This window comes from Alteromonas sp. ABH4_457, assembly GCF_056160625.1.
The window spans coordinates 378,490-391,021 of sequence record NZ_JBSWXN010000004.1; the positions used below are offsets into that span (position 1 = coordinate 378,490).

The following is a 12,532-nucleotide window of genomic DNA, read 5'->3' on the forward strand; positions in this document are numbered from 1 at the left end:
CGCAGAGCGTAGGCTATGGTGAGGGCATCACCACATTGAAGACTAAGAGGCCAAGCCTTCAATTGTTTATTTATACCATGTATTAATTTCTGTTGCCAAGTCTTTTTTCTCTGTATCGCGCTTAACAGAGGAAACTTTGATATCATTGGCTATCACGGTTTTTACAATGTCTTTATTCATATTAGCTATTAATAACGGGAACTTATCTGCTTCAATCTGATTTTTTAGAGTCAAATAGATTGCTATCGGTGCATTGTTTTCGAAAGCCTGCCGCGAGTCCCTGATGGTTTGTTTAAGCGAAACAGGTATGGCACCTTTCTGGGTGTTTTCCTCCAAACCTTTTAGCATGCTCATCAAGCTTGCTGACGACATGAGACTCAGGTTATCTTGTGGGCGTAACAATCGAACCTTCACAGCAATATCATTGATAACAGCATTCTCAGGCTGTAGGCTGGCGATCATTGAAAGCTGGATACCTTTTTCTGTTCTTAATTTCAGCGAAATTGTTACGTCATTGTCATTATTCTTCTGTAGCTTTACTGTGCCGCTTACACTAAGACCTATTTCCGGTGAGCTTAGTATGGTGATTCTTGAATTTTTAAACGAGTAAATCTCTTGAAATTCGCTATTTTGATAACCCATTGTTGAGGCATGTATTTTCATCCCCCATAGCTTTTCCCATTTGATTCCCCATAAGTGCTTGTTATCTCCTTTCCAGTTCATGTTTTGCCACTTATTGACAACTGCGTTGTTTAAGGAGGGTGGTAATGTTGTGATAGGTTCGTAAAAGCGTAAGCTGGTTATTGCTATAATCAGCAGGATTGCACCTATCAGGGTGAACCAGCTATATTTTAACATAGTATGTCCTGCTGGATGGTCTCGACTTTGTTTAAGGAGGGAAGGGGAGAGGTGTCTGTGCGATCATAGAAGCTTGACAGTGATTGTGTCGAGGTTTGCTTGCTGGTATAAGCATTTAATAATTTGGTGTCTCTGGCATTAGGGGAGATAAGTTGCATGCCGCACTTGTAAAACGAACCCGCTAATGTGACGAACTTACACTCGCATGTGAAACGAAAATTGTAGTTTTGGCCGAAAATAAGTGCTTTCATGTGGATTGTTACCACATGTCCTTCCGGTATTTTTACCGGAGATATTATTAGTGTTCCACCAGCGCTCACATCAATAGTTCGGGACACAAACCCTTTGCCGTTAGGCATTCTCACTATAATTTCCCAATGCGCAACTCTGCGGTCATGTCGCCGTCTATTATCTGTGCTTATTAAAGATGCTGTTGTCATAGCGTCAAAATTTGTTGTGTTTTATATATAAATGAAGTATAAAAACAGACTGCAATCTCGTCAATTTTTTTGTCAATTTTTTGAGTTAATCTTATGCGTAATTCTCTACTGCCTTTTTGTCTTGGTTCCTTGGTCACATTATGCTTAGTGGCGATAACCACGGCGCTTTACTCAGACAGTGGTAATACGCAGGCTGTCTTAGCAAAGAATTTTGACACTAGTTACCGTTTGCACGCAATGATGTTGGATAACCGTATTGAGATTGCAAAAATTATGGATATCGGAGAACTGTCAGAGCAGCAATTGAGAGAATTAGCCACTCGGTGGGAGACGGACAAGCAAATCCTTGTGGTATTGCTCGAAGAGCAAATGCGAACAAATGAGAAACTCCCTCCGGCATTTCAGGTTCTGACTGAAGATCTGTCGCCATCACTTAAGTCATGGCGAAAATAAAGAGCGATTTGATTGAAATTAAATATAATTGAAGTATTATAATGCTAACAACAACATTTTCTGAGTAAAATTTATGATTGAATTAGCTATTGCCGCAATAGCGATACTTTGCGCATCCTTATTGATACAGGAGCGTTTCAAGGTGTCGCTTCCTGTTTCTCTGATGGGTTTCTCCTTGGCGGCATCGCAGCTTGGTCTGTTTTCTTCTTTTATGGATTATGTGACGTTCAGTGCAATTCTGACTGCGCTTCTGCCGTTACTTATTGCTGGCGATGCATCGGGTATCAAGTGGGCAGATTTTAAGCGTCATTGGTTCCGTTTCTTCTATCTGGCATGTGTAAGCCTAATTTTGAGTGTTGGATCTGCTGTGCTTATTCACCACTTTATCCTTCCGGATTATAGCTTTAGCTATCTTGACTTGGCACTTCTTTATATTCCCGCTGTAGCCACCGATCCTGTGGCGGTTGGTTCTGTTATGGGTGGCAGAAAAGACATACCTCACGAGGTTAAAGTTACTGCTGAGGCAGAAAGTCTACTGAATGATCTCGTTGCCATGATTTGTTACGGGGTTTGTGTTAGCTTTTTATCTGTAAGTGGTTCTCATGCCACCAGTGAAATGCTGGTGCAATTAGCGACTACCATTATTGCTCCTCTTGTTTTGGGCGGGGTTATTGGCTTTGTGTGCATAGGCTTGTTAAAGCTGACTAGAGATCCATTACTAGAATTCTTACTTATTGTTTTGTCTGCATATGCAGCATTTTACGGAGCAGAGCACTATTTTCATGCATCGGGTATTCTCGCCGTCGTGGTAGATGTCGTTCTTACTGTTCATTACATACTTAAGTTTATGGATACTGAACAGGAGCAGATTACAGACGCTATGGATACATCAGGTAAATATCATGGCAAGATCAGTACAATTGTAAGCAGAGAGAACCATAAAGCGGTACTCGCTAACTTGAAGTCCTTTGGATTATTAGCGGTTGCGGCGATCTTTCTCGCCATGGCAGCGACTTTGGATTGGGATGCATTACGCGATAACTGGAAGCCCATCTTGGCCGTATTCTTATCAACTACGCTGATCAGATTTGTGATGATGAGTAAAGCAGTAGGCTTGTCCAATCTGTCTTCACGAGTTGAAAACATGAAAGCGTCTTGGATACCCGTGCTTGGATTTGCGGGCGTCCGAGGTGGGCTATCCCTAGCAATGATGAGTATTTTTTTACCAGACAGTTATGAGCATAAGATTCAATTTGAGGTAATTATGTCTGGTGTTATTGTTATTTCAACACTGGTGCTCCCCTTAATGCTTTCATTAACGATAAAGCTTATTGGGAAGAAACTCTGATTTAATCCGATATCAGTTGCAATCAACTGAATTAAGTTTTATATTAACGACCTATTTTATACGGTGTATTTTTAAGGAACAACAACATGTTTGATGATAAAGTTTTAATGCAGGAAATGGAGCAGGCCACGAAGAGTACGCAGAAGGCGGAGACTCAGCGTCAGGAAGCTGCTGAGAAAATGCAATCCCTCTACAAGTCGCTTTCTGACGAAGGCTTCCGAATTGAAGATCAGGATAAAATCGCTGTTGATCTGGAAACTGCTAACCTTTCTCAGATGAAAGAAGCCAACGCAGCAATGGAACAGAACTTGGTTCGATTGATCAATCTTCTTGATGAAAGCACGAATGGCATCCTGACCGATTTTTCTTCAATGCAAAGTGCAACATTGAGCGAAAAGATTGTTGGCTTTTTCAGCGAATCTAAGGCCAAGGAGTTGCGCCAAGAGCGTATCTCAAAATCATCCGTAATGGATAACCTGAACAATCTGCTGGAAAAATCCAACGGTATTACCGCGATTTTGTCAGCTGAACTCGCGGATGTTGAAGAAAAGCTGGATACTGCGCGTCGCAACCTAACTGAAATTACTGACCGTCGAAGTCAGCTCCTTGAGGAAAAGACAAAGGTATCTGCGGAACTGGATGATGTGTCACAGGAGCTGGTTCGCCTTACTGAGCAGAAAGAATCTGTTGAAACGGCTGAAGAACGTTCCAAGCTTGATATCGTTATTCAAGAGCAGTCCATCAAGTACAAAGATCTTCAAGACCGTGAAACGGTTCTGCTGAGTCAAAGTCAGACGCTTGAACGATTCCGCACACTTAATAGTGCTTCGGTTTCGGCACTGGAAGATCAGCGCACCGCGCACAAAACAATGATCAACAAGCTGAAAACCGATACTGAGCAGCGCTATCACAACTATCAGCAGCTGGAAACGTCAATGAAAACGGCTGAAAGTCAGCGCGAGGCACATAAGCTGAATCAGGTCGGTGAAGAACTGGATAAATTTGCTGCTGAGCTTCAGACTTCCATCGCGGCGTCAGCCAAGAACTCCCTGATGGATATGATGGAGAACCAGAAGGGCCGGATGGCTGATGCCAATGAGCTGATGCGTCGCAAAACTGTATATGATGAAGAGTACAATCGTCGTTTTGGTCAAGTGACTAAAGATCACGATAGCGCAAATTATCAGTAATTTATGCATTTAGAAAGGCACTGGTGACAGTGCCTTTACTGATCCAATTACAGCAACAAAAAGGATTATTAAGATGGAGTATAAAACCATCTCGCATCGTGATGACATTCACGATTATCTTTCTGTTTTAAGCAATGCGATCAATAAAGCGATTGCAGTTACTGATTGTAAAGTTAATCAGTTGACGGGCGATGAGTTGGGTGATGCACTCTTAAAAGCTGCGCTGGAAATGCTTAATACAAGCATGACAGCCCTGAAGTATAAATTTGCGATGCAAGGTGTCGTAGATAAACTGCCAACTAATTTCACCTACTATCCGAAAGACTCGGGCTGGCCAACATCAAAGATGTTTGCTGAAATGCAGATCGAACTAGCCAACAATTTTTCTACCTATCAACTTTCATCCTTACCGGATTTACAAGGTCTGAAGAAGAGATTGTTGAATATTGCTATGGAAGAACGTCGCAAGTGCCGGAAAACGCAGTTTGAAATTGGCATTTCCCGCTATGCGGAAATCCTGAAGGCCGAAGAGTCATGGCCGGAAAAGCCTCAAATCAAGGTTTTCCCTATGGACAAAGCGCAGGGGCTGTTTCGTGCTATAGGAACCTGTGTAGATCCGACAGTTGGTTATCCTGCGCTTTATCTCATGGACTTTCGAAGCACTGCGCAAGAATTGAACATGGAAAAGGTAGAAAAGGTGCTTCCTGCTTTATCTGGCTTGATGGACTGCCGAAACAAATTACTTGTCATCGGAGGTCAGATAGACGAAAAGTTCGAAGAAATTGTGCCAGTTAAGCTTGAGCGGATCTTTATGGGCGGGGTTTATATGGATAAGTTTACCGACAATCCTTCTCACATCCAGTCGATGTTTGAGTGCTCGGTTAAACCTGAGTCGAAGTTCATGTTCCAGTGGACGCTAGAGACCCTGAGGACAAAGGGTGATCGCGACGTATCAACGGGTCTCTTTAGCCGGAATATCAAGAAGGCCAGCTTTGACGTTGACTATACGAACCCTGAGTTCCTTGATGCGGGTGTAACTTCGATTCAGAGAAGTGTCATTATGCCATATGAGCTATATCAAGAAGTCGATGGAGAAACGCCACGACTCGATTCCTATAAAAAGTATGTTGTTGATGAGAAAAACAACGTCATTGTTTTTTAAGCGGCGCAAATTAATTTAAGGTGTATTTAAAATGGAAAGAAATCTCATTGAGATCAAAGACTCAGAATTAACGAAATATCTGTCGGATTGCTACGGGATGCTTCGCAGTACGACATTTTCATCCCAAAAGAAGACTGAAGGCCGTTCATTTTCTACAGCACAGGCTTTCGGTGGCTCAGTATCTGGCCCATCCGCCAAGTTCAGTATTGAAGAGACTTTGAATTCACTAAGTGATGAAAGCAAGCTGCTTTCAAAGGCTCAACACAGCCTGATGCATACTTTGCAACAAGGTCTGGCGCTTTGCACCTTTGTTCTTAAGGCATTTGAGCGAAGCACACCGCTGGAGCGTCTCAAAGAAGAGCATATGAACCGTGTTCTTGAGGGCGATGCGAAGATTCAATACAAAGAACTGAGAGCCACCAGCTCCTATGCCGGTGTATTTACTTTTGCAAACTATGTGCAGTCGACGTTAGAAGATTCCACGGCAGGCCTTCCGCCACTGGCTTGTGAGCACGAAGTTTCACTCGGCAACCCGATTGAACTATGCAATTCGTTCTTATACGGTCTGAACAACCTGATTATTGAAAAAAATCCTTCAGATGCTGAACTGCATCCGCTTGTGAAAGCCTATGCACTCTCTTATATCGAAGCACTACGCTTGCATGAGTCATCACTGCGTTACGCTGAAGCCTTTACTGGTGTTCAATACCGGACTGAAATGTGGGACTTTGAGATCTCCGGCTTCGACCTGACTGGCGGCACAAAAAAGCAGATGCTGCCTATGATTTTCAAAAAACCAGAAGAAGTGGTCGGTAACCGAATTGCAAAGTATCAAATGAAGCGCTTGGCAAAAATGATGATGTGCTATGATTTTCATGCGCGGAAAAATCCGTTTGTTGAGATGGGTGGCTTTATCTTTACCTTTATGGGTGATGGCAACCCCGGCACCGGTAAGACGACACTGATTCAGATGCTCTGTGGGTTACTCAATGATTATTGTCAGATTGCTGGTTATCCATTCTATTATGAGAACTTCTCTGCTGATCAGATTGACTCCTATCAGGGTAAGTCTGGCCAGAATGCCAAGAACTTTATCCGTAACGTAACGAATCCGGACGCTATTTGTTTCGGCACCATTGATGATATCGACCAGATTGCGGGTAAGCGCGGCGACAAAAGTTCTTCAGCTGGTCAACAAGAAGTTACTGCAATTCTGATGGAATCTCTCGCAGGTGCAAATACCATCGTGCGTGGGAATTGTACCATCGGCATGTTCTCTAACTTCCCTGAGAATGTGGACGACGCACTTCGTCAGCGTGCAGCAGCCCGTTATGTGATTGATGGCCCGAAAACTAAAGAGGATTTTGCTGACCTGTTGTCACTGCTTCTTTCTTCTCGCGCTGATATTGGCGATGGAAAAGCCACTCTGTTTGAAACCCAAGCCATCGAAGGTGCCATTCAAAAAACGTACTCTCAACACAATGAACCTCAAACTGAAGCTCTTCGCAAGGTTTACGAGGGTTTCATTAAAGAGAACGGTGAGATCACCACTTTCGAAGACTTCGGTGCTTACATGGATGCGATTCAAAAGGTTGAGCCGCGCTTCACAGGACGTGCCGCGAAAAACATTGCTGATGCGGCAAAAACAAGGGCGGCAGATTTCGACCTGCCTGATGAATGGTTCGAAAATCCAGAAGTATTTCTTCACCAGCCTTATGATAAGAAGGTAGAAATGATTTCCGGCTTCTTTAAAAAGGTAACCCCTGAAATGCTGCTTCAGGAACTGCATCGATATGCTGACAGTGAGTTCCGCTACTCTGGGAATTCTGATGAAGCCGCAATTAAATCAGAGGTGCGTTCAATCTCTATTCGTCAAGAGGCGTTGAAACGTTATACAAATGAGGCGGAAGAAGGAGGTGATAGTGAATAATATTTTTGATGACGTATTCTATGAGTACGGCAATCTGACGCATATTGTTTCTCCTAAGCTGGTGTCGCGTTATAACGCGGCACTCAAAGAGTTGACAGGAAAAGAAACAACATTGACATCCTTTCATGTCGACTGTTCTGGGTTTAGTCCGGAAATTGCAGAGGAACTTCAAGATCCTGACTATCTTGATGCCCATGGCGTGAATAAGAAATTTATTCTGATCACTATGGAGCAGGTTGAAGCTGATATTGTGTCGACACATTTTTCGAGCACAATGTATTCTTTGAAGGGGTTTTACTCTGAGAACTTCAAGTCTCTCTCCGGCCTTACGGCTAAAGATGCTGTGATTGGTGAGCTGGATAACAAGCAGTTCAAGCCAATCTCTGCTGGCGACCTTATCAGCAGCAATACGATCCATATCAAAGTGGATACAGCTAACGGCCTTTTGCGCGAAACGGATGAATGCATGTCTAAGGTGGCATGTGTATTGGAAAACGACATCTGGGATGATGACGATATGCTCGATCAAATTATCGAACACTCTCATCGCTGTGGTTCGCTTCTAAAGAATGCCATTCTTCCAAGGAATTTTAGCTATCGCAGACATAGTTACTACACCCGACATTTTGGGGGGATGTACGTGTTTTCAGAGAAAGATAAACTCTCTGTGATCGTCTGCGACCCTGAATTTGATATAAAAAAACAAGGCCTTGAAGACGCAAGCGTTATTTTTATTCAGGATGAGGATGCTGTATTCTCCTTTTTAAATGAAAGGCATTGGCTCCAAGATATCGACATGAAAATCCTTGAGTCTCGCATAGAGTCATTTGAGTTGAAACAGTATCACTCTGTACTCGATGAATTTTACCGCCGAAGAAAAGGTGTGGCGGTTACAAGTGAATTAGACGTACCTAACATCAAAAACTTTATTTACGCCAATCATGGTGCGTTGGGTGAAGATTTTGCGCTACTTTCAGAGCTTGTTACCGCTTTGGCAAATGGACGCGAATCGAAGATCAGGAAGCCTAAGTTCAAGTGGTATACTACTCAGGTTCATCCAGAACTCCCTGATGCATTAAAGGGCTTAATAAGTCACTTGCTATGCAACTTCAGCACCTATAGCTATTTCAGGCTGTTTGTCTTTAACAGAGAGCGTTTCGAGAAATTGTCTGAAAGCTGGTCAGAAGAGAAGAATAAATATATTCGCAATTATATTCTGAACGGAAAAGAGGTTATAGAAGATCTGTACAACACAACGTGCAATATCTGACCTTGTTCTTGCAACCCAAAAAGCGGACGCAAAATGCATCCGCTTTTATATTTACGCTAATAGTAATTGTATCCGCTCAACAGTTATCACGTAGTGATATGACTTTCTCTCTCAAAGAATGTTTATCCAAGTCTTCCAGTACAACTGACTCACCAAAATTTATTTTTATTTTGCTCCATTTCAAACGCGGAAGTCTCACTTTATTTTTTCGGGAGAACATACTCCCCCAAAGTCCGTCTATGTAGGTTGGAATTACAGGGCAGGGGGTTTTCTTCACGATGTGGAATATCCCTGATTTAAAGGCATCTACTTCTCCGTCCGCAGTGAGCTTGCCTTCAGGAAAAATACAAACCACTTCGCCCCGCTTGAGTGCAGCATCAATGCTAGCGAATGCTGTATTGAATACCTTCCTGTTTTCCTTGATAGATGCGATAGGTATAGCGCCTATCTGACGGAAGAACCAATTGAGTACTGGTATCCGGTAGATTGGTTCGTACATCACAAACTTGAGTGGGCGGTGCAGAGTTCCAAAAAGCAAAATTGCATCAACAAAAGAAACATGGTTTGGCGCTATGATACAAGCTCCTGTGTCTGGGATGTTAGAATAACCGCTTTTTTTCACGCGATACATTGTGTTGCTTAATAGATAAGCGATCAATCTGATCGCGAATTCAGGCACCTTCTTATAAATGATAACCGTTGCTATCAGGTTGAAAATTGCGACAGTGTATAGAATCTCCATCGGACTGAATTGCAAAACAGCTATAAGTATGGCGGCAGCGATGGCACTGGCGACCATAAACATTGCGTTAAGCATATTGTTGGCAGCAATGATAGAGGGCAAGTTCTCTGATTTGACACGAGATTGGAGTAGCGCGTAGAGCGGAACAGTAAAGATCCCACCAAAGAATCCGGTTGCCACCAGCATAGCAGCCGCAAGTATATCAATGCCCCCGCCAACGACGACCAAGGTCTCTGCTCTGTTTGCGAAAAGCAAAACACCAATACTAAGTCCGAATGAACCAATTGGCACAAGACCAATCTCAACCCTGCCAAAAGAAATTTTTTCACAAGTTAAAGAACCTGCCGCTATACCTATTGAGAACATCGTCAGCATCACTGCTATTGTTGTTTCATCCCCCCCAATACTGGCGGCTAGGGTCGGGAGTTGGGATAAGATTGTTGCTCCCACCAGCCAAAACCAGCTTATTGCGATTATGCTATGAAAGACTGATTTCGATTCTTTGCGCAAGGCGTCAAATAAGTTCTTGGTCGAGAGTATCGGGTTTAAATTAATAGAAAGATCTCTGCAAGACGGGGGAATGCTCTTAATTCCCCAGCTCGCCAACACACCAATCGCTGAGAAGGATAGGATTGCTGTCGATACATAAAACGCCCCGCCATCCATTACAATAAGATATGATCCCAGAATGGTTCCCAGTAGAATTGCTAAAAATGTTCCGGTTTCCACAAGCGCATTTCCTCCTACCAGTTCTCCTTCTTCTATCTGCTCGGGGAGGATGCTGTATTTGGCTGGGCCGAATATCGCTGACTGTAGTCCCATGAGGAATAGCGTGACTAACAAAATCATAAGGTTCTGGAAATGCAGTCCTACAACTCCCATCGCCATGATCCCTAATTCTGCCATCTTAAGAAATTTTATCACCGTAGCTTTCGGATATTTAGTTGATAACTGACCTCCTAATCCTGAAAAAAGAAAGAAGGGTAGAATAAAAATTCCCGCAGCTGCATTTACCCATATCGCGCCGTTATCCAGCGCCAACTGGAATGTGATCAACATGATTACTGTTTGCTTAAATAAATTGTCTGTCATTGCGCCAAACATTTGTGTCACAAAAAATGATGCAAAGCTTTTCTTTTTAAGTAGAGAAAATTGACTCATAGATACCTCATATCAAAAAACACCCGAAACACTCAAACATCCATTGAGGGATGATTTTTAGGATGATACTATGCTCAAAATATATATACGAGGTATTATTTATTATGAGTCATTCGAATCTAACTTCCGAAGAGCGCAATATTCCTAAAGAAGAACTATTATGGATTAACAATCTGATTTCAGGCCGAGGCAAACAGAATTTAAGATCGATGCTGATTTCAAAACAGAAAAAATCGCAGTCATCCACCAAATTAGGTGTTTGCTATCTACTGAGAATGGTTTTCCAGCGCTTCGGCGAAGGCCATGGGAATGGATACTACGGAAATTATGAGAACTTTGAAACATTCAAGGATGTGATAATGAACCGCTTTTCAGATTCAGAAACCATGGCTGTATCGAAACTAAACTCCATTGCTGACAAGGGGATGAATACGGAGATGTTAGGCCAAAGTGCTCTTGCACTTCGTCACTTTGTATCAGTTGCAAATAAAGCCTTTCCTTTTCCAAGCAAAGCCTCATCTTCAGGAGTGTAAGTTTAAAATGCGAAATGGCGGAGCGGACGGGACTCGAACCCGCGACCTCCTGCGTGACAGGCAGGCATTCTAACCGGCTGAACTACCGCTCCTCATTTAACACTAGTGGTGCCCTGTACAGTAATCGAAACTGTGACCACGGATTTTCAGTCCGCCGCTCTACCAACTGAGCTAACAGGGCGATTTAACGTGGGTATTGTTTTGAAATCTCGGGATGACTCATTTCTACGGCTTCAATAAGGCTTGTATCAATGCCGTAGAATTTTGCGGGTGTCATCCCGTTCATAAATAAACTATCCACTATTTCGCTGACACTCTTATTATCTACACATGGTTTCATCGCTTTCTCCTTACATGTTACTGATACCTGTTTATAAATTTCGCCGTCGAAACGGAGCGCACTTCTCTTGCTGCGGTGACGCCTTCTTGTATTGGTCGGTGAGACAGGATTTGAACCTGCGACCCTCTGCTCCCAAAGCAGATGCGCTACCAAACTGCGCTACACACCGGAAATTGGCAAGGGTGGAGGGACTTGAACCCCCAACCATCGGTTTTGGAGACCGCTGTTCTACCAATTGGAACTACACCCTTACAAACTGGAGCACGCAGCCAGAATCGAACTGACGTAGGCGGATTTGCAATCCGCAGCCTAACCTCTCGGCCATGCGTGCAAATATGGCTGGGGTAGCTGGATTCGAACCAGCGCATGTCGGGATCAAAACCCGATGCCTTACCGCTTGGCTATACCCCATTAAACTCGAAAGTTTACAGTTTCTGGGGAGGGACTCGAACCCGTCGAACTGACGCTTATGAGGCGTTTGCATAATGCCACCCATGCTTCCCAGAAACTCTAAACTCTCTCCTTGAGTTCATAGTACCTATTATATCAACCAAATTAGCCATGTCAACAGCAAATTCATGTTTTTTTGTTATTTTTCAATAACTTATAAATCTCACAAGAGATCCCCTGCCATTTATTAAAAGCATAAAAAAGCCCCTTATGAGAACAGTACTCACAAGGGGCTTTTCTGCGAGACCTGTCCTAAGCTGAAAGCAGGTCTCTTGGTGAAGAGGTCACTAACTTTCAGGCATGCAAAAGCAATCCTGCCATATAAAGCATGGCTGGATGGGGTTTTGGTTTTGGCCTAACAGAATAGTCATGACGACTCCTATGATGAATTTACCTTTCAATAATATCATTAAATAATTATTTGTCAATGAGTTTTTATTTTCTACTGCCCACTAATCTGGCATAATGGGAAAATCTATCATATGGAGTACTTTACATGGCACACATGTTTTCAATTTGCTTTATGATTACATTCATTGGTATTCAGGCATTCTCTGCCTCGAAGCCGAGCGGGAAGAAGGTTTCTATAGGAACTGCATCCGTGCTATCTGCACTATGGTTTGTTACCGTACCGCTTTACTTTTATTTTTCACTG

The 12,532-nt window shown here is 43.0% G+C and carries 11 protein-coding genes and 7 tRNA genes; 7 read left to right on the top strand and 11 right to left on the bottom strand.

All coding sequences use genetic code 11. The annotated features are described in order from the left end of the window. Positions 1-66: 66 nt before the first annotated feature. A complete protein-coding gene (locus ACXAGR_RS11785) occupies positions 67-858 on the bottom strand; it encodes a hypothetical protein (RefSeq protein WP_474850448.1) in 792 nt (263 codons plus the stop codon). Then, positions 852-1,298 (bottom strand): PilZ domain-containing protein, encoded by a 447-nt coding sequence (locus tag ACXAGR_RS11790; RefSeq protein ID WP_474850450.1) that lies wholly within the window; start codon positions 1,296-1,298, stop codon positions 852-854. The genes ACXAGR_RS11785 and ACXAGR_RS11790 overlap by 7 nt, the downstream gene beginning before the upstream one ends. A gap of 147 nt (positions 1,299-1,445) precedes the next feature. Here ACXAGR_RS11790 and ACXAGR_RS11795 point away from each other — a divergent pair, with 147 nt between their 5' ends. The 6 genes from ACXAGR_RS11795 to ACXAGR_RS11820 all read left to right on the top strand — a co-directional run bounded on the left by ACXAGR_RS11795 (position 1,446) and on the right by ACXAGR_RS11820 (position 8,651). Then, the gene (locus tag ACXAGR_RS11795) at positions 1,446-1,751 is read left to right on the top strand and encodes a hypothetical protein (protein WP_474850452.1); all 306 of its coding nucleotides are present in this window, start codon (positions 1,446-1,448) and stop codon (positions 1,749-1,751) included. 73 nt (positions 1,752-1,824) lie between these two features. After that, positions 1,825-3,099 (top strand): cation:proton antiporter domain-containing protein, encoded by a 1,275-nt coding sequence (locus ACXAGR_RS11800; RefSeq protein WP_474850454.1) that lies wholly within the window; start codon positions 1,825-1,827, stop codon positions 3,097-3,099. Between the two features lie 86 nt (positions 3,100-3,185). Beyond that, entirely contained in the window at positions 3,186-4,289 is a 1,104-nt protein-coding gene (locus tag ACXAGR_RS11805; protein WP_474850456.1) for a hypothetical protein, read from the top strand. A gap of 73 nt (positions 4,290-4,362) precedes the next feature. Beyond that, a complete protein-coding gene (locus tag ACXAGR_RS11810) occupies positions 4,363-5,451 on the top strand; it encodes a hypothetical protein (protein ID WP_474850458.1) in 1,089 nt (362 codons plus the stop codon). Positions 5,452-5,482: 31 nt separating this feature from the next. Next, complete coding sequence (locus ACXAGR_RS11815; RefSeq protein ID WP_474850460.1) at positions 5,483-7,381, top strand: ATP-binding protein; 1,899 nt, start codon at positions 5,483-5,485, stop codon at positions 7,379-7,381. After that, positions 7,374-8,651, top strand: a complete 1,278-nt coding sequence (locus tag ACXAGR_RS11820; protein ID WP_474850462.1) for a DUF6638 family protein — start codon at positions 7,374-7,376, stop codon at positions 8,649-8,651. The genes ACXAGR_RS11815 and ACXAGR_RS11820 overlap by 8 nt, the downstream gene beginning before the upstream one ends. Before the next feature lie 76 nt (positions 8,652-8,727). On the opposite strand, the gene ACXAGR_RS11825 is transcribed toward ACXAGR_RS11820, so the two are convergent. Beyond that, a complete protein-coding gene (locus ACXAGR_RS11825) occupies positions 8,728-10,554 on the bottom strand; it encodes a 1-acyl-sn-glycerol-3-phosphate acyltransferase (protein WP_474850464.1) in 1,827 nt (608 codons plus the stop codon). Between the two features lie 104 nt (positions 10,555-10,658). Between ACXAGR_RS11825 and ACXAGR_RS11830 the strand changes: the two genes are divergently transcribed. Next, on the top strand, positions 10,659-11,087 hold the full coding sequence (locus tag ACXAGR_RS11830; protein ID WP_474850466.1) for a hypothetical protein: 429 nt from the start codon (positions 10,659-10,661) through the stop codon (positions 11,085-11,087). 15 nt (positions 11,088-11,102) lie between these two features. On the opposite strand, the gene ACXAGR_RS11835 is transcribed toward ACXAGR_RS11830, so the two are convergent. The 8 genes from ACXAGR_RS11835 to ACXAGR_RS11870 form a co-directional block, all read right to left on the bottom strand. Then, positions 11,103-11,179 (bottom strand) — tRNA-Asp (locus ACXAGR_RS11835). 14 nt (positions 11,180-11,193) lie between these two features. Continuing rightward, positions 11,194-11,268 (bottom strand) — tRNA-Phe (locus ACXAGR_RS11840). Between the two features lie 3 nt (positions 11,269-11,271). Further along, the gene (locus ACXAGR_RS11845) at positions 11,272-11,427 is read right to left on the bottom strand and encodes a hypothetical protein (RefSeq protein WP_474850468.1); all 156 of its coding nucleotides are present in this window, start codon (positions 11,425-11,427) and stop codon (positions 11,272-11,274) included. A 92-nt stretch (positions 11,428-11,519) separates the two neighbouring features. Further along, a tRNA-Pro gene (locus tag ACXAGR_RS11850) sits at positions 11,520-11,596 on the bottom strand. 5 nt (positions 11,597-11,601) lie between these two features. Further along, positions 11,602-11,678, bottom strand: a tRNA-Trp gene (locus ACXAGR_RS11855). Positions 11,679-11,684: 6 nt separating this feature from the next. Next, a tRNA-Cys gene (locus ACXAGR_RS11860) sits at positions 11,685-11,758 on the bottom strand. A gap of 5 nt (positions 11,759-11,763) precedes the next feature. Continuing rightward, positions 11,764-11,838: transfer RNA gene (locus ACXAGR_RS11865), tRNA-Gln, on the bottom strand. A gap of 20 nt (positions 11,839-11,858) precedes the next feature. Then, a tRNA-Met gene (locus ACXAGR_RS11870) sits at positions 11,859-11,934 on the bottom strand. Between the last annotated feature and the right edge of the window lie 598 nt (positions 11,935-12,532).

What these genes read in the sequence shown, in the direction of transcription:
- ACXAGR_RS11785 (WP_474850448.1), bottom strand. Translation starts at nt 858, where the DNA reads ATGTTAAAATATAGCTGGTTCACCCTGATAGGTGCAATCCTGCTGATT.
- ACXAGR_RS11790 (WP_474850450.1), bottom strand. Translation starts at nt 1,298, where the DNA reads ATGACAACAGCATCTTTAATAAGCACAGATAATAGACGGCGACATGAC.
- ACXAGR_RS11800 (WP_474850454.1), top strand. Translation starts at nt 1,825, where the DNA reads ATGATTGAATTAGCTATTGCCGCAATAGCGATACTTTGCGCATCCTTA.
- ACXAGR_RS11805 (WP_474850456.1), top strand. Translation starts at nt 3,186, where the DNA reads ATGTTTGATGATAAAGTTTTAATGCAGGAAATGGAGCAGGCCACGAAG.
- ACXAGR_RS11810 (WP_474850458.1), top strand. Translation starts at nt 4,363, where the DNA reads ATGGAGTATAAAACCATCTCGCATCGTGATGACATTCACGATTATCTT.
- ACXAGR_RS11815 (WP_474850460.1), top strand. Translation starts at nt 5,483, where the DNA reads ATGGAAAGAAATCTCATTGAGATCAAAGACTCAGAATTAACGAAATAT.
- ACXAGR_RS11825 (WP_474850464.1), bottom strand. Translation starts at nt 10,554, where the DNA reads ATGAGTCAATTTTCTCTACTTAAAAAGAAAAGCTTTGCATCATTTTTT.
- ACXAGR_RS11830 (WP_474850466.1), top strand. Translation starts at nt 10,659, where the DNA reads ATGAGTCATTCGAATCTAACTTCCGAAGAGCGCAATATTCCTAAAGAA.
- ACXAGR_RS11845 (WP_474850468.1), bottom strand. Translation starts at nt 11,427, where the DNA reads ATGAAACCATGTGTAGATAATAAGAGTGTCAGCGAAATAGTGGATAGT.